Raw genomic sequence first — 23427 nt, forward strand, 5'->3', positions numbered from 1 at the left:
CTATTTATTATAACTTAAAACAAAAAAATGTAAATAGAATTATTCCTACATCTTAAAAACATATTTTTTATAACATTAAAATAAATAAGATATTACTTTAAAAAGGATTATTATGTTAATAAATCTTATCATTAATTTTATATTATATAATATATTAGGTACAGCTATGTAGTACCCAAGGGAGTAAAAATAGAAAAAGAATAACAAAATGTATATAATTAAGAAAAATAAAATTTTAACTAAAGAATTAATAATTCGTAATGTTAAATTTCTTTGTTTTGCTAGTTACGTTCAAACTGAAACAGATGTTATTAACTTTTTAAAAAAGTATAAAGATAAAAAAGCAAACCATAATGTATATGCATATCTCATTGGGAATCGTCGTGAAAATATTTACAAAACCGATAATGGTGAAACACGACATATTGCAGGAAAAACTATCTTAGAAAATATTCTTGAAAAAAATATAGCAAATATTATTGTTCTAGTTCTTCGGTATTTTAATCCAATTTACAGTTTACTCGAAGATTGAATTAAAAATGGATATGCAACAATTACGTGTATTATTTTAAATTCTGCTCAGTTAGAAAAAATTAATGAACAAATTAAAATTGGAATTTTATTACTCCCATTAAATGAAGTATTTTTACGAGAACTTTTAGACAAAAATAAAATTAATATTATATCTAGGTTAATTTATCGTGGTGACTTAATTTTTACTATAATTATTGATCGTAACAACAGTGTACTAATTGAATTAGATAATTTAATTATTAAAGGAAAAATCTATAGTTATAAAATTTTAAAAAATCTTATTAATTAAAAATTAATAAGATTTTTTTATGACAACGTAATTAATTCTGGTGATTCTAAAATTTCTTTTAACCGTGTTAAGAAAATTCCTGCTTCTGCAGCATCAATAATTCGTTGATCAATTGTTAAAGCAAGATTCATTATTGAACGAATTACTAGTTTATCCCCTTTTATGACAATTGGTTTACGAACAATACGCCCAACACCAATTACTGCTGAATTAGGATAAAAAATTGTTGGTGTTGCATTAACTGCTCCAACCATTCCATAGTTGGCAATAGTAATAGTACTTCCTTTTAATTCATAATCATATAATTCACCTTGACGTAAACGTTCAATTGTTTCTTGAATGTTAATTGCAATTTGTTTTAAACTCATTCGTTCAGCAAATTTAATAACTGGAATAACTAATCCCTCACTAGTTTCTGTTGCTAACCCAATGTGTTGTGAATTTTTAATTACAATTTGATTTGTTTTTGAATCATAATATGAATTTAATTTTGGATATTCACTTAAAGCTAACGAAACTGCTTTTACTAAAAAACTCATTGTCGAAAATCGAACACCATGCTCAGCATTAGCATTTTTTAATTTTCGTTGTTGATCAATAATTGCTGACATATCAATTTCAGTATTAATTGTTAATGGTGGTACATGTGCTTGAGACATAATCATTGATTGAATCGCAGGATATCTTATTGATTTAATTTCTTCTCTTGTTTCTAATCCCTGTGGTTCAACTTGACTATTACTATTAATAATATTTAAATTGTTATTTAATGGTTGTACCAAGTTTCCATAAGTATTAGGAATTGTAGTTTCTGTGGAATTAAATTTTTTAACTTGTAAATTATGTGTTTCACAATTATGTTCAGTTTTTAATTCAGGCTCTTGTTTATTATTAAATTTAAATTCTTTTAACATCTCTTTTAAAACAGGATCTGAGTCATTCATTGTTTTTAACATTTGTTGCATTAACATATATTGCATCATTTTTTCAATGTTTGTTCCATCTGTATTATTATTATTATTTACTTGACGTAAACTTTGAATTTCTCGTAATAATTCATTTTGACGATTATTTTGTTCTTGATTAGCTAAGCGTTCTTTTAAAATTGCCAATTCAATCATTACATTATTATCAATTGTACCTTTTAAACTACAGTTACTTTCATCACTGTTTTCAAGTTGAGTTAGTTGCTTAGATGATTGTTGTTTTTCATATGATAAAGATGGTTTAACTATATCATCATTTGTTTTTTTCTGCTGCGAATTATTATCATAATATTCATTATCTAATATTTTATATTGTGATTCAACTTCCTCAAAAGAAGGACGCTGATAATTACTAATTCCTCCTAAAACAGAATCAACTTCAACATTTCCTTTTGCAATTTGTTCCATTCTTTTCTTAATTAACTCTCGTTGATTTCTTGTTTTTAAAATTTTTTCTCGTTGCCCATTATCATTTAATTTTTCATATAAACGATCACGATAAGATTTTAATGGAGAAAAATGTCCTTGTTTTTTTTCTTTCGCTTCATTTGACTCATTTGGATCAATTGTGTAACCATCAGCAGAAATATAAGCTTTATCAGATAATTTTTTGTCATTTGTTTTAAAAGTATTAACATTATCATTATAATTAGAAGCAGAACTACTATACCCAGTTTGTACTTCTGATGATACATTTCTTTTAATTAAATCATTCATTCTTTCTTGGACAATATTACGTAAAATTTTAGGACGTCCATCTTCATCTAAAAAATCTATTGAATTTTTGGAATTATCACTTTCTAATGATAACTCATGAAAATCATTATTATTATGTAATTGCTCACGACGTTGATTTACAAGATTACGAAAACTAGTATTTTCATTTTGACCACCAAAAAATGCTGCTGCATTAATTGGTGCTTCATCTTGATGCTTTGTTTTATTAACTAAATATTTTGCATATTCTTTTGCTTGATTTTCTTCTGTTAATTTTCTTTGTCCAATTGGAATAGCATTCATTATAATATTTTGGTTGGGAATAGAAGGTGGTTGATTCAAACTATTTGTTTGTGATTCAAAGTTACCATCTTGAAACATATTACTATTCAAATCAGGAATATTAACCATTGTTGTCTTCGCCTCACTTTTTATTTCTTTATTCATTGGGTTTTTAATTGTATCAATTGAAGGAATTTTTTCTCGATTATTAATAATATCATTATCATTAATTTTTAAATTTTTAAATGATAATCTTCGTGTTTTCTTAGGACCAAAAGATAATGCTGTTTCATCCCATCGTTTCTGTTCTTCTTGTGTTATTTTAGTGGGTTGTTCAAAAAGTTGTTTTTGTGATGATGAATTGTTTTGTTGCTGAAAATTAATAGATTGATTTTGTTCAATATTTGTTGAAAAATAAGAACTATTATTAATAGTATTATCTTTAGAAAAGGGAGTTCCACCATTTTGGTTAAAATTTTGTGATAATATCGAAGTATCATATGGATGTTGTTCATTAATTAATACAGCTCTTGAATTAATAATGTTTTCATTATTGTAAACTTGTTGCTGATTCAATAAAGGTGGCGTAAAAGTTGGATGTAAAGTATTTTCATTCCCAATACTAATTCCTCAATAATCATCTTCTTCAATATCATTTCATTTTGTTCCAAATTGACCATTTTTTGTTGTCGAAAATTTTGCCCCTTTTTTATTTAAACGAGTAAATTCGTTATCTTCAAGACGTTTAAAATAATACTTTTCAATTTCATCTTCAGTTGTTAGCAAATTAGCAATAACAGCATTGGGTTTAATTTTAGTGCCTTCTTTAATTGGCTTAACAATAATTCCATCCATTGGGGCTGTAATAATAGATTCACCATTTTCAGTTTCAATTAAAGCAATTTTATCACCTAATTTAACTTCTTCATTCTGATATAAGAATTTTTTTAAAATTCTTTTTTTTTCTAACGTTAATACTCTAATTTTTTTCATTGTTTCTGATTACCCCATTCAAAAAAACTTAATATGTTTTATTAAATTTAGTTTAGCCACTTTTATACCCATTTTATTACAAAGTAATTATATCATACATTCACTGTTTTTTAGTATTAAAATGAGAAATAACATTATACACAAAAAAAAAAAAAAAATGAAAAATTTTTACATTTCTTTCGCATTTCTTTTTATCCTTTTTACTTTATTATCAAATTCTGTAATATGCTTAGTTTCTGTTAAATTTTTTACCCATTTTTTCGTTTTAAAATCATCAATGCTCAAATTGCTTTTAAACTGTCAACTGATTGCATAATTAATACAATATAAATAATATCTAAATTTGAAGTAAAAATTAAAATTGCGAATAATGGTACTGACACTAATCATGTGAATAAAGCATCTAAAACAAAGGCATTCATCACAGCACCACCTGTTCTAATAATGGCATAACTTGTTGCAGCAATCATTAAACAAGGATATCATAATCCATAAGCAAAAAGCATCCAATGTGCAATTCTAAATGTTTCTGGCGTATTATTTACAAACAATAATTCTGGTAAAAATCATCCTCCGGCAACTAAAATTAATCCCGCAATAATTCCAACTAGAAAAGACAAAATAACTAAATGTTTACCATTATATTCTGCCTCTTCTAAATTATTATCCCCTAACCGGCTGCCAACTAAAACTTAAGTTCCCGCAGCAAATCCATGATACAGCGGCGTATATAAAGCAGCAATAATTGTTGAAAAAATCGCATTTGCTGTTAAAGCATCTAAACTATAATATGCTCGTAATTTAACTTGTACTACCATTCCGACTGATCAAAAAATTTCATTTAAAACAATTGGTCAAGCTTTTTGAAACGCTCGTTTTGTAACATAACCATCAAAGTGTCATCAATTTCGAATAATAAATTTATACCGTTTATATGAAAATAAAACTATTATGAAAACAAGTTGCAAAATACGTGAAGCTGACGTAGCAATTGCGGCTACTTGTGCACCAATTCCATTAAAATTTGCAATAAAATTTGGTTCAATTAAAAATGGATTCATAAAACAATTCGTACTTAAAGCAATAACTGAAATTCATACTGCCAAACCTGCTCGACCAGTTTCAAGTAAAGTCGTAATGAAAGCAATGTTAATTGCTAACAATGGATATGATAAAGCAACTATTTTAAAATACTCTGCTCCTTCTAATGTTGAAATTGACGCTGCTCTATATTCAAAATATTTAAACCACTGAATTGCTAAATCTTTATCCTCAGATTTTAATTGTGAAACTATCTCAGGGCGAGGAGCATATTTTGGTGTTGTAGTAAAACTAATCATTTCATAACCACAAACCTGCGATAAAATTAATACAATAAGGCAAATGATTAAACAAATATAAATTTTTAATAATGTTACTTGTTGTAATTCTTTATACTTTTCAGCACCATAATATTGTGCATTAAAAACTCCAAAACCATAACAAACTCCGCTTAGAATTGCAAACATAATAAAATAAAGTTGGTTAGAGGCAGCAACTCCATTAATTGCTAATTGTCCTGCTGTATAATGTGATATCCAACATAATTTCCTAAACCCCAACTATCTCAAACTGCTTTTACATGATAAACATTATCTGCTCCAAAAATATATTTAATCTCATTAAATAGTTCTTGATAACCATGGACATTTTTTGAATTGAACTTGCAAAAAAATTATTTTTTGTGTTTTTTTCTTGACTTACCAATTTTTTGCCATAAACTTTCTAATTTTTTATTTTCACTATGATTTGCAACTTGATCAGTTCTTCGTTTGAAAAAATAACTAATCCAATTATAAGCATCAAAATTATTATTGAAATTAATAAAGCAACTCATCATGGAAGAACATCGAATAATGATTTTACTAACAAATGCATTGTCTTGTCCTCCTTTTATATTAATATTTTCTATTATACACAAAAAATAAAAAGATTAATAATCCTTATTATTAATCTTTTTTTAATTTGGGTTTGATGATTACTTTTTTGTTATATGGCGGTGATTATGTTCTTTTTTTATTAGTATGTTTTTTTACCACAAATTGTTTCATTGAAATTGTTTCACCAGTATATTTTTTATCTACAACTTGTCAGAAACCATACATAAAGGCAGTAATTAAAGCCCCAATAATCATAAATAAGAATGCTCTAGTAATGTCCATCCTCAAGCACTAGCTCATCCATAAACTCCAGCATCACCATTACCACGACCTAACGCTGATAGGAATCCAACAATTGGTCCACCATGACCAGCCAAATCAGCAATTCCTACAGCACCAGCTAAAGCACCCGTAATTGCTGAACCAACAATGTTACTTCGAATAACACGTTTTGGATCATTAACTGCAAATGGAATTGCTCCTTCTGAGATTCCAATACATCCCATAAAGAATGCTGTTGAACCCATTGTGCGTTGTTCTTTATTATAGAATGGTTTAAAAATTCATGTTGCAATTCCCATTCTTATTGGTGCAACTGGAATTGCAGCTGCCATTGCCCCCATTGGTGTATAAATTTTTGAACCAATTAAACCTGTACATGCTAAGAATGCAACTTTATTAATTGGTCCACCCATATCAAAACCAGCCATTGCTCCGAATCAATAGTCCAAAGCCTAATCCAATTGCTACATTAGCAGCATTGGAAGTATTACCTCATGTTCGTGAAATTCAATCTTAGAATTTACCCATTACTCAACCAACAGTTGAACCAATCACAAACATCATAATCATTCCATAGATAAAGCCGACAACAATTGAAATAAAGAAGATTGGCATTACTGGTTTTAATCCTTTTGGAACATTTTAAGTATTAATTCATTTAACAGTATATCCAACCGCTAATCCGGCTGCAATTGCTCCAACGAATCCAAAGTTGGAGTATTAACTGCTTCATTTCCTGGTAAAGGATAAAAGTTAGCAGAATTATTTCCAATAAATGAAACAACTAAAGCTGGAGCAATTGCTGAACGACCAGCAATTGAATTAGCAATAAATGCTCCCAAAATTGGAATCATTAATGTAAAGGCTAATACCCCTATAACATTAAGATAATAGAAAAAGTTTTTTGGGTCAGTTAATGGGTCAGTATAAAATATTTCTCCTCAATGTGCTGTTGTTCCGCTAGCATTAGGAATTCAACCCATTCCTTTTAATGAACCATGAAAATTCTCATAGTTGGGACCATAAATTGCTTTTGCTAATCCTAATGAAATAGCAATAAAAATTCCTCCTAAAATAACAATTGGAACCATATATGAAACCCAAGCCATTAAGTGTTTCATTACTCCAACTTTTTGGTTGCTACCATTAGCACCCTTAGTAATAAATTCTCCAGTTGGTTGCACTTTTCCTTCTTTTAAATCTTTCCATATCAAGTCCAATATCCGTTGCAGCAATGATTACTTCGGCTTCTTTAATTTCTCTCTCTGTAAAATCATTGCGAACACCTTCAGCCAGCTCCATGTGTTTCAACTTTAATGTCGTATCCCATTTTAGGAGCAGTTTGGTTTAACTTATCCGCAGCTAAAAAAGTATGCGCTACTCCTGTTGCACAAGCTGTCATTGCTAAAAGCAACGGCTTTTGACCAGTTGGAGTCGTTTTGGTTGGAACCTCTTCTTTTCCAATCCCAGTTAATAATGCTGTTGAAATTTTTGCTTTGTCTGTTTCAACTTTCATTGCTTTTTTAAAATCTTCATCCATTAATTTTTGTGCTACTTCACTTAAAATTCCTAAATGAATTTCTCCTAATTTAGCTTCAGGAATAATTAAAGCAATGGCAACTTTCGTTGGTTTTCCATCCATTGCATTTCAATCAACATCATTTTTGAAACGAATAAATAAAACCGCTGCATTTGTAACAGCACTAATTGATGCATGAGGAATTGCAAAGCCATCTTCAAAACCTGTTGAAGATTCTTTTTCTCGAGTCTCAAAACCTTTAACAAGTTCATTGCGATCAGAAACATATCCAAGATTTTCAGCTAATTGAGCAAGTTCTAAAAAAGCTTCTTCTTTAGTTTTAGCTGTTGAATCTAAAATAATATGTTTTTCATTAAAAATGTTATTATACATATAGTTTTTCATCCTTCCATTTATAGTTTACTATTTTAAAATTAAAACTCAATAATTTTATTTAAAAAAATCTATTTTTAAATATAAAATGGAATTTTTTTCTATAAAATTAAAATTTAATAGGTGTCATTTTTTTTAGTTAAAAAAAGAGCAAAAATTTGAATTTTTGCTCTTTTTAAATTTATCTTTTATAACTTAATAATACTTTACCCTTAACATTTATTGTTAATTTTTGTGCTAATTCCACAATTATTGCTGATTCACCTGCTAAAAGTTCTGTTGTTCCGATGGTTATTTTTCCTTCAACAACTGTTACTTGTGCTCATTTTATAGTATTTAAATCAAGTTCTCGTGTTTTTGTTAACAAATATAATGTAAAATATTCATTATCAATTAAAATTCCTTCATTACGATAAACAATTTGATTAGTTGAATCAGGAACTGTTGTTACATCAAAACATTCTTGTAAATGAAGCGGATGAAAGTTTCCTTCTTTATCAGCACGATCAAAGTCAAAAAAACGATATGTTATATCTGATGAACGTTGTAATTCAAAAACTGTTACACCTGGGGTAATGGCATGAACTTTACCTGGAGGAACATATAAAAAATCCCCTTTTTGTATTTTTACTTCTGTAAATAATTGTGCTCATGCCTTTTTTTCAACCAATTGAATTAATTCTGCTTTTGTTTGAGCATAATGTCCATAAATCATTTTAGCATCAATAGGGCAATCAAGGATATATCAACATTCGGGTTTACCTAACATTTTGTTATGTTTTAAGCTATATTCATCATCAGGATGAACTTGAACTGATAAATAATCATTTGCTGTAATAATTTTGGATAATAAAGGAAATTCTTTATCAGTAGTTCCAAAATATTCTGGATGATTTGCAAAAAATGTTTTTAATGATACTCCCGTCTCAGAACCATTCGCAATATAACTCATTCCATTATCTAATGCACTAATCACTCATGCTTTACCATATAAGTCATCTGTTGGCAATTGAAAACCAAAATCCGCTAATTTTTGCCCCCCTCATAAACGTTCTGAAAAATATGGTGTCACTTTAATTACTTTATACATAAATGTCCTCCTCAGTTTTTCTATTATATTAAACCACAAAAACTGAAAAAATAATATTATCATTAAATAATATTATCATTAAAATTTATAGTAAGATATATTTAACTAATAAAATGATTTGAGTCAACAATGGAAATTATTCGTATTCGAAGTTATTTTAAAAAAATTAAATGGCATTTATTATGACTTTTTGCTGCATTAGGTATTGTAACAATTATTTTTATAATTATTTTCCTAGCATTAAAAAACATGCCATGACAAGATAAATTAATTTATTGTTCAATTTTTCTTGTGATTAATTTAATTATATTATTTATTAATTATTTAATTATTAAAAACCCCTTTATTTTTTCAAAAATTTATTATTATGACAACAACAAAAATCGATTACGTTTAAGTTTATATTTTTATTTTTTTGTTTTAATCATTAGAATTGTTTTCTTCTTTTTAACTTTAATTTCCATCTAACTAATTTTAAAAACAATTTTTAGTTTTGTAATTAAGCGATTATGATATGTTGGCTTAGTATATGCTTTATGAAGTTGTAGTATTATTGGTGGATTTAATACCATTAATTTAATTATTTTAAATAAACCCATTCCACCACAAAAATCTACTACCTAAAATCATACACTAAAACTCATTGCAAAACAGTCAATAATCATTTAATGTCTTGATGAATAACATCAATAATATTTGTCAAAATATCTTGATAAGTTCCAATAAAATAGAATCCGAGTAGTCGTCCTTTTGGGTTATCAAAACTATTAACAAAATAATTATCAAAAACAATTGTCAAGCTCCCATCATCAAAGTGCATTATTGGGATTTTTGTTTCTTCTTTTGCTAACTCAATTAAATTGACTATTACTTTTGGTGTTAATAATTTTCGTATTAAAATTTGGTCATTTGCATTAACAGCAAACATTTTTTCAAATTCTGTTGATTATAATGTTGTATTATCCCTTGTTTTAAAAATTTTTAAGAATGTATACAATGCTTTAATTGTAGCAACTAATTCTGGCATTTGCTTAACATCAAACGTCAAATATGGATATCGCGTATAAGTAACTTCTTCATCTTTACCTCAACCATTCACTTCGCGTCGTGTCAATGTTACAAATGAGTAATTAATATCATTTTCATAAAAATTAATAACATAGTCTTCTTTAAGATCTTTCGTATTATGTACTCCCATGTGTGAAAAAAGATTAAATTTTTGAGTAATAGTAGCAATTTGATATTGTTTTTTTGCCAAAGCATTAAGACCAATTTGATAAAATTTCTCAAACGGTAGTTCTTGCATAATAATTTTTTGTAATTTTGCTGCTTGATAATACTTTGTAAATAATCAAATCCCTAAACTTAAAGTAACTAAACTACTAAAAACTAAAATAATTTTGCCAGCAATACCTAATTCTAATAATCCTTTTAAAAAACTAAGTGGCATTCCCATAATTATTGCTAATAATAAAAACCACAAGAAAAAAGTAATAACAACTAAGATAAAATTCAAAAAGATATACCGTTTTTAAAAATATTTAAAATTAAGATTTTTTAGTTTATGTTTTTGCATTAACATTTGAAAATTATATTTTTTTAATTAATTAAAAAATAGAATTAAACCAAAATAATTATTGGCCTAAATCTATCTTAACATCTTGACGATCAGCAGCATTAACTTCAAAATATAAGAATGTACTCAATTTTAATGAACTTGCTGCAACATTTGATCGCCATGTTTTTAAACTCGCATTAAAGTCACAAACTGTTGAATTATAAAAACGTCGTGCAGCGGCAATATTATCTCTTCACAATCTCTAATTCCTGCTTGTAATTCAATTACACTGTTAATTGTTACTACTCCTTTCAAAACTTATCTAATATTATATAAGAAAAAAATATAAAAACAAGATTAATTATAATTAATTAAAAAATAACTCTCTTTGAATTATTTTTTAATGTTATTATTTACTAATTGAAACAACTGTTCCGGCACCAATTGTACGTCCACCTTCACGAATTGAGAATTTTGTTCCTTCTTCAATCGCAACTGGGGCAATTAATTCAACTGTCATTTCAATATTATCCCCTGGCATAACCATTTCAACACCGCTTGGTAATTTAATTGAACCTGTAACATCCGTTGTACGGAAGTAAAATTGTGGACGGTAGTTTCCGAAGAATGGTGTATGACGTCCACCTTCTTCTTTTGTTAAAACATAAACTTGTGCTTTAAATTCTTTATGTGGTTTAACTGAACCTGGTTTAGCAATAACTTGCCCACGTTCAACATCACTACGATCAACTCCACGTAATAAAACCCCAACATTATCTCCAGCTTTAGCATCATCTAATAATTTTCTAAACATTTCTAAACCTGTTGCAACAACTTTTTTAGTTTCATTTTTTAATCCAACGATTTCAACTTCTTCATTAACTTTAATAATTCCACGTTCAACACGACCTGTTGCCACTGTTCCACGACCTGTAATTGTGAAAACATCTTCAACTGGCATCATAAATGGTTTAGCAGTATCTCTTTCTGGTTCTGGAATTCATTCATCAATTGCGTTCATTAATTCCATAATTTTTTCTTCTCATTGAGTATCACCTTCAAGAGCTTTTAAAGCTGATCCTCTAATAACTGGTGTTTTTTCACCATCAAAACCATATTCGCTTAATAGATCTCTAACTTCCATTTCGATTAAATCCATCATTTCAGTATCTCCATCCATCATATCACATTTGTTTAAGAAAACAACCATTTTTGGTACACCAACTTGTCTTGATAATAAGATATGTTCTCTTGTTTGAGGCATTGGCCCATCTGTTGCTGCAACAACTAAAATCGCACCATCCATTTGTGCAGCACCTGTAATCATGTTTTTAACATAATCGGCATGTCCAGGACAGTCTACGTGCGCATAGTGTCTTTTATCAGTACGATATTCAACATGTGAAGTATTAATTGTAATCCCACGTTCTTTTTCTTCAGGAGCTTTATCAATATTGTCATATTTTTGGGCTTCTGCAAATCCTTTTTTAGCTAATACAGTTGTAATAGCTGCTGTTAAAGTAGTTTTACCATGGTCAACGTGGCCAATTGTTCCAACATTTACGTGTGGTAAACTTCTATCAAATTTTTGTTTTGCCATTTTAATCTTTTCCTCCTATATTTTTAATTAATAGACAAATGTCATAACTATTATAAATTAATTCTTTTTACTTTGCAATCTTTTTTTAGTAATGGTAGATTAAACCATTGTGTAATAATTAATCTGTTGATTTTCCTGCTTTTTTAATAATTTCTTCGGTAATTGATTTTGGTGCTTCTTGGTAATGTGAAAACAACATTGTATAAGTTCCCCGTCCTTGGGTAAAGCTTCGTAAGTCAGTTGCATATCCAAACATTTCTGATAATGGAACTTTTACCTTTACAACTTGGGCATTCCCACGTTGATCATTTCCTTCAATTTGACCACGACGTGAAGATAAGTTTCCCATTACATCCCCATAGTATTCTTCTGGAACAGTAACTTCAACAGCCATAATTGGTTCTAAAATAACTGGTTTACATTTTTTAGCGGCTTCTTTTAAAGCTAAACTAGCGGCAAACTCATAAGCCATTTGTGATGAATCGACATCATGGTATGACCCATCATATAATGTTGCTTTAATATCAATCATTGGATATCCTGCTAATTTTCCTGTTTGCATTGACTCTTCTAAACCTTTTTTAACTGAACCAATGAATTCTTTTGGAATTTTTCCACCAACAATTGCGTCAACAAACTCAAATCCTTTATCATGATTTGGTTCAAACTTAATTCATACGTGTCCATATTGTCCACGTCCTCCTGATTGTTTAATGTATTTTCCTTCTACTTCAGCACTATCTTTAAATGTTTCACGATATGAAACTTGTGGTGCTCCAACATTAGTTTCCACTTTAAATTCACGTTTCATTCGATCAACTAAAATATCCAAGTGGAGTTCTCCCATTCCAGCAATAATTGTTTGTCCTGTTTCTTCATCTGTTCATGTTCGGAAAGTTGGATCTTCTTCTGCTAATTTTTGTAATGCTAAACTCATTTTTTCTTGGTCAGCTTTTGTTTTTGGTTCTAAAGCTAAGTTAATAACTGGTTCTGGGAAAACCATTGATTCTAAGATTACTTCATTTTTTTCATCACAAAGCGTATCTCCTGTTGTTGTTAATTTCAAACCAACTGCTGCTGCAATATCACCAGCATACACTGCTTCAATTTCTTCACGATTATTAGCATGCATTTTTAACAAACGACCAATACGTTCTGTTTTATCTTTTGTTGAGTTTAATACAGAACTTCCTTTTTTTAACACTCCAGAGTAAACCCGGAAGAATGTTAATTTCCCAACAAATGGGTCTGTCATAATTTTAAATGCTAATGCTGAAAATGGTTCACTATCAGCAGCATGACGTTCAACTTCAGTCCCATCTTCTAGAACACCTTTAATTGATGGAATATCAAGTGGTGAAGGTAAATAATCAATTACCCCATCCAACATTAATTTAACTCCTTTGTTTTTAAAAGCACTTCCACAAAAAACTGGGAAAAAATCATCAGTTAATGTTGCAGTACGAATTGCACTTTTAATTTCTGAAATTGAAATATCATTACCATCCAAGTATTTCATCATTAACTCTTCATCAAAGTTAACCGCTGCTTCAATTAATTTCATTCGGTATTCTTCAACTAAGTCTTTTAAATCATCTGGGATTGGAATTTCTTTTGCTTCTTCGTTTGCTGCTCCATCATAATGATAAGCTTTTCGTTCAACGATATCAATAATTCCTGTAAACTGGTCTTCAGCTCCAATTGGAATTTGAACTGGATGAGCATTTGCTTGTAAACGGTCATGAATTGTTTTTACTGAGTATAAAAAGTCAGCTCCAATTTTATCCATTTTATTAACAAAGACAATACGTGGTACACCATATGTGGTTGCTTGACGTCAAACCGTTTCTGTTTGGGGTTCAACTCCTGATTGTCCATCAAGAACAGCTACTGCTCCATCTAAGACACGTAATGATCTTTCTACTTCAACAGTAAAATCAACGTGTCCTGGAGTATCAATAATATTTAAGCGCATATTTTCCCAAAACGCCGTTGTTGCCGCAGAAGTAATTGTAATTCCACGTTCTTGTTCTTGAGCCATTCAATCCATTTGGCTAGCTCCATCATGGGTTTCACCAATTTTATGAATTTTCCCAGTATGGAACAAAATGCGTTCTGTTGTTGTAGTTTTTCCAGCATCAATATGTGCCATAATTCCAATATTTCTCGTATTTTCTAGAGAATATTCTCTTGCCATTTTTCTTTTCCTTTCTATTTTTTATCAACGATAATGAGCAAAAGCCTTATTAGCTTCCGCCATTTTATGAGTATCATCTTTTTTCTTAACTGCTCCCCCAATTCCATTTGAAGCATCAATAATTTCATTTGCTAAACGATCAATCATACTTTTTTCATTACGTAATCTTGCATAATTAATTAATCATCTTAATCCTAACGTAACTTTACGATCTTCATTTACTTCAATTGGAACTTGGTAATTAGCTCCCCCAATTCGGCGAACTTTTAATTCTAAATGTGGCGTAATATTTTCAATTGCTTTATTAAAAATTTCTAACGGTTCAGTCTTTGTTTTTTCTTTAACAATCTCAAATGCTCCATATAAAATTGTTTGAGCAACTCCTCTTTTCCCATCAATCATAATTTTATTAATTGCACGTGTTACTAATTTTGAACTATAAATTGGATCTGATAAAACATCTCTTTTCTCTGCTTGGCGTTTACGCATCGTAATAATCCTCCTTTCTGTTTAATTAAGCTTTTGCAGCTTTTGGTCTTTTTGTTCCATATAGTGATCTTCCTTGTTGGCGGTTATTAACTCCAGCAGTATCTAAAGTACCACGAATAATATGGTAACGAACCCCTGGTAAGTCTTTAACCCTTCCACCACGGATTAATACAACACTATGTTCTTGTAAGTTATGTCCTTCACCAGGAATATATGCTGTTACTTCCATTCCGTTTGTTAAACGAACACGAGCATATTTTCGTAACGCTGAGTTCGGTTTTTTTGGTGTCATTGTTGCAACCCTTGTACAAACACCTCTTTTTTGTGGTGCTGTAACATTAGTAGGTTTTTTTTGTAAAGAGTTTAGCCCTCTGTTTAAAGCAGGAGCTTTTGTTTTTCACACTTTATCTTTACGTGGTTTACGCACTAATTGATTAATTGTTGGCATTAAGCTTTCTCCTTTCTGTTTCACATATCCGAGTGTATCAAAGAATACAATCCATATGTAATATTACATAAAACAAAAAATTAAGTCAAGATTTATTCTAAATATTCCCAAAAAAGACCTAATGGTCTTTTTAGTATTCTTCAGCTTTTGCTGTAATTCCAGCCGTAATAATATCTTTGGTATTTTTTAATCCTGTTCCCGCCGGAATTAAATGTCCTAACATAATGTTTTCTTTTAAACCTTCTAAACAATCAACTTTACCTTTAATAATCGCTTTAACCAATACTCGTGTTGTATCTTGGAATGACGCTGATGATAAGAATGACTCAGATTCTAATGGTGCTTTTTTAATTCCAAAAATAACATGTTTTGCTGTCGGCGGTTTTTTCATTGAACGAACAGCGTTAATTGTTTCATTACGATAGCGTTTAATTGTTACAATTTCTCCTGGTAATAATTCAGTATCACCAGCATCAATAATTTTAACTTTATTTAACATTTGTTTAATAATAATTTCAATATATTTATCAGAAATTTCAATTCCTTGTAAACGATAAACTCGTTGTACTTCTTTTAAAATATAATTATGAACATCTTCAATTTTGGCAACTTCTAATAATTCTTTAATATTAATTGAACCTTCCGTCAATTTTTGACCACGAGCAACTTTGTCACCAATTTTAACTCTTAAAACAGCATTATATTGCGTTTTATATTTTCGTTCATCACTATCTGATTTAACATAAATGGTATGAATTCCACCTTCATCACGAATATCACTAATTTTTCCATCAATTTCAGAAATAACAGCAATTGATCCTTTTGGTGTGGTTACATCTAATAATTCTTTAATCCGTGGTAGCCCTTGGGTAATATCAGCTCCCCCAGCAACACCACCAGTATGGAATGTTCGCATTGTTAACTGTGTTCCTGGTTCTCCAATTGATTGCGCAGCAATTGTTCCAACTGCCTCACCAATTTCAACTTCCATTCCTGTAGCAAGGTTTTTCCCATAACAACGTTGGCAAACACCTTTTTCTGCTTCACAAGTTAAAACAGAACGGATAATAACTTCCTTAATATCATTATCAACAATTTTTCGACTATCTTCTTCAGTCAATAATGTATTAGCAGCAATAACTTCACCATTTTTTAATTTAATATCTTTTAAATTATAGCGACCAACTAAACGGTCAAATAATGGCACAATAATGTTAGCATGTTTTTGCTCAATAATATCTGATACAACAAAACCACGACGAGCATTACAATCTTTCATTGTAATAATAATTTCTTGTGAAACATCAACTAATCGTCTTGTTAAATATCCCGAGTCAGCTGTTTTTAAAGCAACATCAGCCATCCCTTTTCGTGCCCCATGGGTTGAAATAAAGAATTCTGACACTGTTAAACCTTCACGGAACGAAGACTTAATTGGTAATTCAATAATGTCTCCTTTTGGATTATTCATTAACCCCCGCATCCCAACTAATTGGGTAAAGTTTGAAACATTTCCCCGTGCTCCTGAATCCGCCATCATAAAGATTGGATTTTTTGGGTCTTCACGTAAAACATGTTCTAATTTAGTTTGAATATTATCTTTAACTTTTGATCATACACTAATAATGCGGTGTTGTTTTTCACGGCTGGTCAACATTCCCATTTTAAAGTAATCATTAATTTCTTTTACCTTTTGATCTGCCGCTTTAAATTCTTCTTGTTTTTTATCGTAAACTTTAACATCGCCTGCTGATACTGTTACTCCTGATTTCCCTGAATATTTGAAACCAAGATTTTTCATGTTATCTAACATTTCAGCAGTCTTATTAGCTCCATATTGTTTAAAGTAGCGGTCAATAATATTTGATAAATCTTTTTTCTTAAATGGTGGATTAACTTTTCAACTCGCTAAATATTCGACTAAATTAACATTGTCTTTAATTAATGAGGGAGCAGGTAATGCTGTTAAATTTTCAACATTCGGTTCATTTAAGTATGGAAACTCTTCTTTAAAAATCTGATTAAAAATAATTTTTCCTGGGGTTGTAATAATATAATCTTTCATTTGTTCTGGCTTGAATTTTTTATTTACAAAACCAACAACAGGAATAGCAACTAAAGCATGTAAAGCAACAGCTCCAGTTTCATATGCAATAACAGCTTCATTTAAATCTTTAAATATTGTTCCTTCCCCTAATTGTCCTTTTTCTTCATATGTTAAATAATAATTCCCTAACACCATATCTTGGGTTGGTGTAACAATTGGTTTACCATCTTTTGGTCCTAAAATATTTCGACTTCCTAACATTAAACTTCGTGCTTCAGCAACTGATTCTTCTGTAATTGGGACATGAACCGCCATTTGGTCACCATCAAAGTCAGCATTAAAAGCAGTTGTTACTAATGGATGTAATCTAATTGCTTTTCCTTTGACTAATTTTGGTTCAAATGCTTGAATTCCTAATCGATGTAACGTTGGCGCACGGTTTAATAACACTGGACGAGTCTTAATAACTTCTTCTAAAACTTCTCATACTTTATCATCTTGATTTAAAATTAATTTTTCCGCAACTTTAATATTTGCTGCTAAACCATCTTTAACTAATTTGCTAATAACAAACGGTTTAAATAATGTAATGGCCATATCACGTGGCAACCCACATTGATACATTTTTAAGTCGGGTCCAATTGCAATAACTGACCGTCCTGAATAGTCAACTCGTTTTCCTAATAAGTTTTGACGGAAACGACCTTGTTTTCCTTTTAAAATACTTGTTAATGATTTTAATGGTCGCTTATCTTTTCCCGTTACTGGTCGTGCCTTACGTTCATTATCTAATAAAGCATCAACAGCTTCTTGTAGCATCCTTTTTTCATTATTAACAATAACACTTGGTGCTCCCATTGCTTTAACTTTTTTTAATCGTTCATTTCGAATAATAATTCGACGATATAAATCATTAATTTCTGATGTTGTAAAACGACCACCATCTAATTGAATAATTGGACGAATATCTGGTGGAATGACTGGCACTGCTCGTAAAATCATTCATTCTGGTCGTGAACCTGATTTTTTTAATGAATCTAAAACTTCTAAACGTTTCATTAATTTATTTTGATCTAATTGTGTTTTTTTTTCTTTTAAATCTTGCTTAATTTTTTCAATTTCATCATCAATGTTTAGATTTTTTAATAATACTTCAACAGCTTCTGCTCCAATTCCAAATCGTGCATTAGTATGACGATTAATGAACTGAGCACATTCATCCATTGAAAATGGCAATGAAGTATTTTTTAAATCTTCAATCATTGTTTCTCCCACTTCATAAGCAATTGTGTTAGGTTCTAGTGTATCTAAAATTTCACACAATGTCTTTGTTAATCGTTGACGTGTTTGTGCTGATGTTTTAGAATTTCCTAAATCTAATACCATTTTTTGTTTCAATGATTTTGCATCACCAGCATCTAATACAATATATGAAACAAAGTAAACAACTTCTTCAAGTTCTTTTGTTTTCATATCTAAAATTAAAGCAATTCGACTAGGTGCTGCTTTTAACATTCAAATATGTGTTACTGGTTCTTCTAATTCAATATGTCCCATTCGTTCACGACGAACAATCGCTTCAGTAATTTCTACTCCACAACGTTCACAAATTTTTCCCTTATTTTTTGATTTTTTGTACTTCCCACAAGCACATTCAAAATTTTTGGTTGGACCAAAAATCTTTTCATCAAATAATCCATCGCGTTCTGGTTTTAATGTTTTATAATTAATTGTTTCTGGTTTTTTTACTTCCCCATATGATCAACTACGAATATCATCAGGGTTTGCTAAGCCGATTTTAATCATACGATTATTTTTTTCATTATTTTCAATCATTTTTTCTTTCCCCTTAATCTAATTCATCTTGATCATTAATTTCATCAAGTTCATCATCAAGTTCATCATCAATGTCATCTAACTCATCATCGTCTAAATTATCTACCAAGTCAAAACTATCTTCAACTTTAACAAATTCATCTAAATTATCATTTTTTTGTGGCTCACGATTAGTACTTAAAATAAAGTTATCAATATCAAATTCATTTTCAAATTCATCACTATCTGTTAATAAGTCTTCATCAACATAATCTGTCTCATCATAACTCTTAATATTCTTAATGTTTCCTTTTTCGTCAATCATATGAATATTAAATCCTAACCCTTGAATTTCACGAGTTAGCACATTAAATGATTCTGGAATTCCTGGTTCTGGAATCTTTTTATCTTTCACAATTGATTCATAAGCACGTGTTCTTCCTTTAATATCATCAGACTTAATTGTTAAAATTTCACGTAATGTATGAGCTGCACCATAAGCTTCTAACGCTCATACTTCCATTTCTCCAAAACGTTGTCCCCCATTTTGGGCTTTTCCTCCTAATGGTTGTTGTGTAATTAATGAATATGGTCCAACATTTCTTGCATGTAATTTATCATCAACCATGTGTGATAATTTCAACATATACATTACTCCTACCGAAACTGGATTATCAAATTTTTCACCTGTTCGACCGTCAATTAAAATTTCTTTCCCAAAGTTTTTCATTCCTGCTTTATCCATAATTTCAATTAATTCTTCATTTGTCATTCCATCAAAAACAGGAGTTGAAATTTTTTGTCCCAACTTTTTCGCTGCCATTCCCAAATGAATTTCTAACACTTGTCCAATATTCATCCGTGATGGTACCCCTAATGGATTTAACATAATATCAATTGGTGTTCCATCTTCCATATGTGGCATATCTTCCAACGGTAAAATTTTCGAAATAACCCCTTTGTTACCGTGACGACCAGCCATTTTATCTCCTTCTTGGATTTTTCGTTTTTGAACAATATAAACTTTAATAACTTCTAAAACATCAGCTGATAATTCATATTTTTCTCGTGAAAAGCGTTTAATTGCTTGGATAATTCCTTCACCACCATTTGGAACTCGTAATGAATTATCTTTAACATTTTTTGATTTTTCACCAAAAATTGCTTGTAATAATTTATCTTCTGGTGATAATTGGGTTTGTCCTTTTGGTGTTACTTTTCCAACTAAAATATCACCGGGTTTAACTTCTGTCCCAATAATAACTAATCCATCATCATCTAAAAATTTTCGTGCATTTTCAGAAATATTCGGAATCTCACGAGTAATCTCTTCTGGACCCTGTTTTGTTTGACGACGTTCAATTGTATATTCTTCAATATGAATTGATGTAAAAACATCTTCGGATACTAACCGTTCTGAAACAATAATTGCATCTTCATAGTTGTAACCATTTCATGTTGTAAAAGCAACTATTACATTTTGTCCTAATGCTAGTTCTCCTTTATCAATTGATGGTCCATCAGCTAAAACTTGTCCTTTTTCAATTTTTTGTCCTTGACGTACTAATGGGACATGAGTTAATGATGTTCCTTGGTTACTACGAACAAAAGTGTCTAAATTATAATTTTTTAATCCTTCTTTTGTTTTTAAAACAATTCTTGTTGCATCAACAAAATCAACAGTTCCATCATATTGTGAAACAATTGCTAATCCCGAGTCACGAGCAGCAGCATATTCAACTCCTGTTCCTACATATGGTGAATTTGGCGCAATTAAAGGAATTGCTTGTCGTTGCATATTAGCACCCATTAAAGCACGATTGGCATCATCATTTTCTAAAAATGGAATACAACTTGTTGCAATTGAAACAATTTGTTTTGGTGAAACATCAACATAGTCAACATCGTTTCGTCCAGCAATAATATTTTCTCCTTGGAAACGTGCAACCACTTGTTCATCTAAAATTTCACCCTTATCACTTAAACGAATATTAGCTTGTGCAACAACATAATTTTTTTCTTCATCAGCTGTTAAATAATCATTTTCCATTGTAACTTTGCAACCAATAACACGACGATATGGTGTTTCAATAAAACCATATGAATTAATTTTGGCATATGTTGCTAAGTTATTAATTAACCCAATATTAGGCCCTTCTGGGGTCTCAATTGGACAAATACGACCATAATGTGAGTAGTGAACATCTCGGACCTCTAACCCAGCACGTTCTCTTGATAATCCTCCTGGTCCTAGGGCTGTTAATCGACGTTTATTTGTTAATTCAGCTAAAGGATTTGTCTGATCCATAAATTGTGATAATTGTGATAAATTGAAAAATTCACCAATAATTGCTGATAATGGCTTATTATTAATAATATTTGAAGGTTTTATTTTAAATAAATTTGAAGTTGACATTTTTTCTTTAACATTTTTTTCAATTCTTAGTAAACCAATTCGAAATTGATTTTGCAATAATTCCCCAATTGTTCGAACACGACGATTTCCTAAGTGGTCAATATCATCAACTTCCCCAATTCCATCTGTTAAATTTAATAAATATGAAAATGTCGCCAAAACATCAGGCACTGTTATATATTCATCAGTTGCATTAGGATCAATTCCAATAATATTCGCTACACGTGAAAGAACTTCATTATCAACATACACTTTAATTTTTTGGATTTTATTATAACAAATAATTTCATCACTAAATTTAACTTCTTGTAAACAAGCTCCTGCTTTTAAAATTCCTTTTAACTTGTTAATAGCTTCTTTATTCATTAACGTTCCCTCGGTAAAAACAACTTTACCATTTACATCTTTAATGTCTTCAGCTAATATTTTGTTATAAATTCGATTTTCAACTGATAATTTTTGAATTAATTTAAAACGTCCTGCTTTGGTTAAATCATACTTACGTTTATCAAATAATAATCCATATAAATATTTTGTCGCACCATCTGGAGTTGCTGTTTCTCCTGAACGAATTTTTTTATAAATTTCTTGAACAGCAATACTTTGGTCATATGAAATATCATCTGTGTATGGATCTAATTCATAGGTGCTTTTTACTAATTTATTATCGCCAAAAATTTCTAGAGCATCTTCTTTAATAATTCCTAACGCTGTTAAGAAATTAGCAACCGATACTTTTCTAGATTTATCTATTTTTACATAAAAAACATTCTCAAATTTTTCTTCTTTTCCAACTTTAATTTTTTTATGATCTGATTCAAACTCTAACCATGTCCCTCGTGATGGAATTAAATCAACATAGTAAACATTTTCTCCATTTTTACGATTTAAATCAATTTTATAATATGCTCCTGGTGAACGAACTAATTGTGAAACAACGACTTTTTCTGAACCATTAACAATAAAAGTTCCTTTTCCTGTCATTAGTGGAAAATCACCAAAAAAGACTTCGCCTTCTTTTTCAATTGTAATATCAATAATTAGTTTATCATCTAATCTTTCTTTAATTGTTACTGTACATGTTGCTGTTTCATCGCCAAAATGAATATCATAATAAATAACATCAGTTGATTTTTTTAAAATTGTAATCATATGCCCAACACATTCTTCAATTCACGCTTTAATTAATTCGGGTTCTCCCTTAACAATTGCTTTTTCAACTTCTAAATCTTTTGAATTAATTGTTAATTTTAAATTTGAATAAATTGGTGCTTCAAAGATTTTTGACTCATCTTTTGCTTGAGAAATTGTTCTTCGTGGCTCTCTAAATTCTCAATCTAACATCTCTAAAACGATATTCCCTTCATGTCCAACAATCGGAAATACCTCCCCGAACACTTCGCTAATCCCTGTTTTCTTGAATCAATCATATGTTTCAGTTTGAATTTCAATTAAGTTTGGTAAATCTAAATTCCCACTTACTTTTGTGTAATCAATTCTTTTAGCGTAATGCCCAAATTCTTTTTCTTTTAATGCCATTAATTATTAACCTCACTTTTCACAATATACGCTTGTAAATTTTATATTGGTTTGACACAAAAGTCAATTCTTTTTATTAAAAATTAAAAAAAGCATCAACTGCTTTTTTCCTTATATTAATTCTTACTTATGACGATCACAAATAAAAATTTCATCATCAACTACCAACCATTGCTTTTTTCATTTTTTCAAATAAGACTCCAGCAGTTCCGCCACCAACACCTTGTTTTTCTTGTTCGGCAATACATTTAAAACATTTTGAATTAAAATTCGTCATTGCTTAAGACCTCCTTATATATTATTTTAATTTTACT

Annotated in this window: 18 protein-coding genes and 1 pseudogene; 1 reads left to right on the top strand and 18 read right to left on the bottom strand. The window is 29.9% G+C overall.

The annotated features are described in order from the left end of the window. Nucleotides 1-208 precede the first annotated feature (208 nt). A complete protein-coding gene (locus tag ACZ91P_RS13865) occupies nt 209-823 on the top strand; it encodes a YigZ family protein (RefSeq protein ID WP_465156937.1) in 615 nt (204 codons plus the stop codon). 17 nt (nt 824-840) lie between these two features. Here the strand turns inward: ACZ91P_RS13865 and ACZ91P_RS13870 are convergent, their stop codons facing one another. The 18 genes and pseudogenes from ACZ91P_RS13870 to ACZ91P_RS13955 all read right to left on the bottom strand — a co-directional run bounded on the left by ACZ91P_RS13870 (nt 841) and on the right by ACZ91P_RS13955 (nt 23390). After that, nucleotides 841-3801: a 2-oxo acid dehydrogenase subunit E2 gene (locus ACZ91P_RS13870; RefSeq protein ID WP_465156938.1), complete on the bottom strand. Its 2961-nt coding sequence runs from the start codon at nt 3799-3801 to the stop codon at nt 841-843. Between the two features lie 248 nt (nt 3802-4049). Continuing rightward, a complete protein-coding gene (locus ACZ91P_RS13875) occupies nt 4050-4421 on the bottom strand; it encodes a hypothetical protein (RefSeq protein ID WP_465156939.1) in 372 nt (123 codons plus the stop codon). 72 nt (nt 4422-4493) lie between these two features. Further along, nucleotides 4494-5402, bottom strand: coding sequence for an MATE family efflux transporter (locus ACZ91P_RS13880; RefSeq protein WP_465156940.1), 909 nt, complete (start codon nt 5400-5402; stop codon nt 4494-4496). Between the two features lie 554 nt (nt 5403-5956). Continuing rightward, on the bottom strand, nt 5957-6430 hold the full coding sequence (locus ACZ91P_RS13885) for a hypothetical protein (protein ID WP_465156941.1): 474 nt from the start codon (nt 6428-6430) through the stop codon (nt 5957-5959). A gap of 249 nt (nt 6431-6679) precedes the next feature. Continuing rightward, nucleotides 6680-7186, bottom strand: a complete 507-nt coding sequence (locus ACZ91P_RS13890; protein ID WP_465156942.1) for a hypothetical protein — start codon at nt 7184-7186, stop codon at nt 6680-6682. 68 nt (nt 7187-7254) lie between these two features. Further along, complete coding sequence (locus ACZ91P_RS13895; RefSeq protein WP_465156943.1) at nt 7255-7914, bottom strand: fructose PTS transporter subunit IIA; 660 nt, start codon at nt 7912-7914, stop codon at nt 7255-7257. A 181-nt stretch (nt 7915-8095) separates the two neighbouring features. After that, the gene (locus tag ACZ91P_RS13900) at nt 8096-9004 is read right to left on the bottom strand and encodes a type I phosphomannose isomerase catalytic subunit (protein ID WP_465156944.1); all 909 of its coding nucleotides are present in this window, start codon (nt 9002-9004) and stop codon (nt 8096-8098) included. Between the two features lie 464 nt (nt 9005-9468). Beyond that, a complete protein-coding gene (locus tag ACZ91P_RS13905; RefSeq protein ID WP_465156945.1) occupies nt 9469-9603 on the bottom strand; it encodes a hypothetical protein in 135 nt (44 codons plus the stop codon). A gap of 17 nt (nt 9604-9620) precedes the next feature. Beyond that, nucleotides 9621-9935, bottom strand: a pseudogene (locus ACZ91P_RS13910) (DUF3137 domain-containing protein); the annotation flags it as partial. A gap of 15 nt (nt 9936-9950) precedes the next feature. Further along, nucleotides 9951-10454: a hypothetical protein gene (locus ACZ91P_RS13915; RefSeq protein ID WP_465156946.1), complete on the bottom strand. Its 504-nt coding sequence runs from the start codon at nt 10452-10454 to the stop codon at nt 9951-9953. A 184-nt stretch (nt 10455-10638) separates the two neighbouring features. Next, nucleotides 10639-10821, bottom strand: a complete 183-nt coding sequence (locus ACZ91P_RS13920) for a LemA family protein (RefSeq protein WP_465156947.1) — start codon at nt 10819-10821, stop codon at nt 10639-10641. A 150-nt stretch (nt 10822-10971) separates the two neighbouring features. After that, nucleotides 10972-12162 (bottom strand): elongation factor Tu, encoded by a 1191-nt coding sequence (tuf, locus tag ACZ91P_RS13925; RefSeq protein WP_465156948.1) that lies wholly within the window; start codon nt 12160-12162, stop codon nt 10972-10974. Nucleotides 12163-12280: 118 nt separating this feature from the next. Continuing rightward, nucleotides 12281-14359, bottom strand: a complete 2079-nt coding sequence (gene fusA, locus ACZ91P_RS13930) for an elongation factor G (RefSeq protein WP_465156949.1) — start codon at nt 14357-14359, stop codon at nt 12281-12283. A 21-nt stretch (nt 14360-14380) separates the two neighbouring features. Continuing rightward, nucleotides 14381-14848, bottom strand: a complete 468-nt coding sequence (gene rpsG / locus ACZ91P_RS13935; RefSeq protein WP_465156950.1) for a 30S ribosomal protein S7 — start codon at nt 14846-14848, stop codon at nt 14381-14383. Nucleotides 14849-14873: 25 nt separating this feature from the next. After that, nucleotides 14874-15296: a 30S ribosomal protein S12 gene (gene rpsL / locus ACZ91P_RS13940; protein WP_126820749.1), complete on the bottom strand. Its 423-nt coding sequence runs from the start codon at nt 15294-15296 to the stop codon at nt 14874-14876. Nucleotides 15297-15426: 130 nt separating this feature from the next. Then, nucleotides 15427-19179 carry a DNA-directed RNA polymerase subunit beta' gene (gene rpoC, locus ACZ91P_RS13945; protein ID WP_465156951.1) on the bottom strand — a complete coding sequence of 1251 codons (3753 nt, stop codon included), beginning with the start codon at nt 19177-19179 and terminating at the stop codon, nt 15427-15429. A gap of 13 nt (nt 19180-19192) precedes the next feature. Next, nucleotides 19193-23113 (bottom strand): DNA-directed RNA polymerase subunit beta, encoded by a 3921-nt coding sequence (gene rpoB / locus ACZ91P_RS13950; protein WP_465156952.1) that lies wholly within the window; start codon nt 23111-23113, stop codon nt 19193-19195. Nucleotides 23114-23240: 127 nt separating this feature from the next. Continuing rightward, entirely contained in the window at nt 23241-23390 is a 150-nt protein-coding gene (locus ACZ91P_RS13955) for a hypothetical protein (protein WP_465156953.1), read from the bottom strand. Nucleotides 23391-23427 lie beyond the last annotated feature (37 nt).

Source organism: Spiroplasma endosymbiont of Halictus nicosiae (assembly GCF_978018445.1).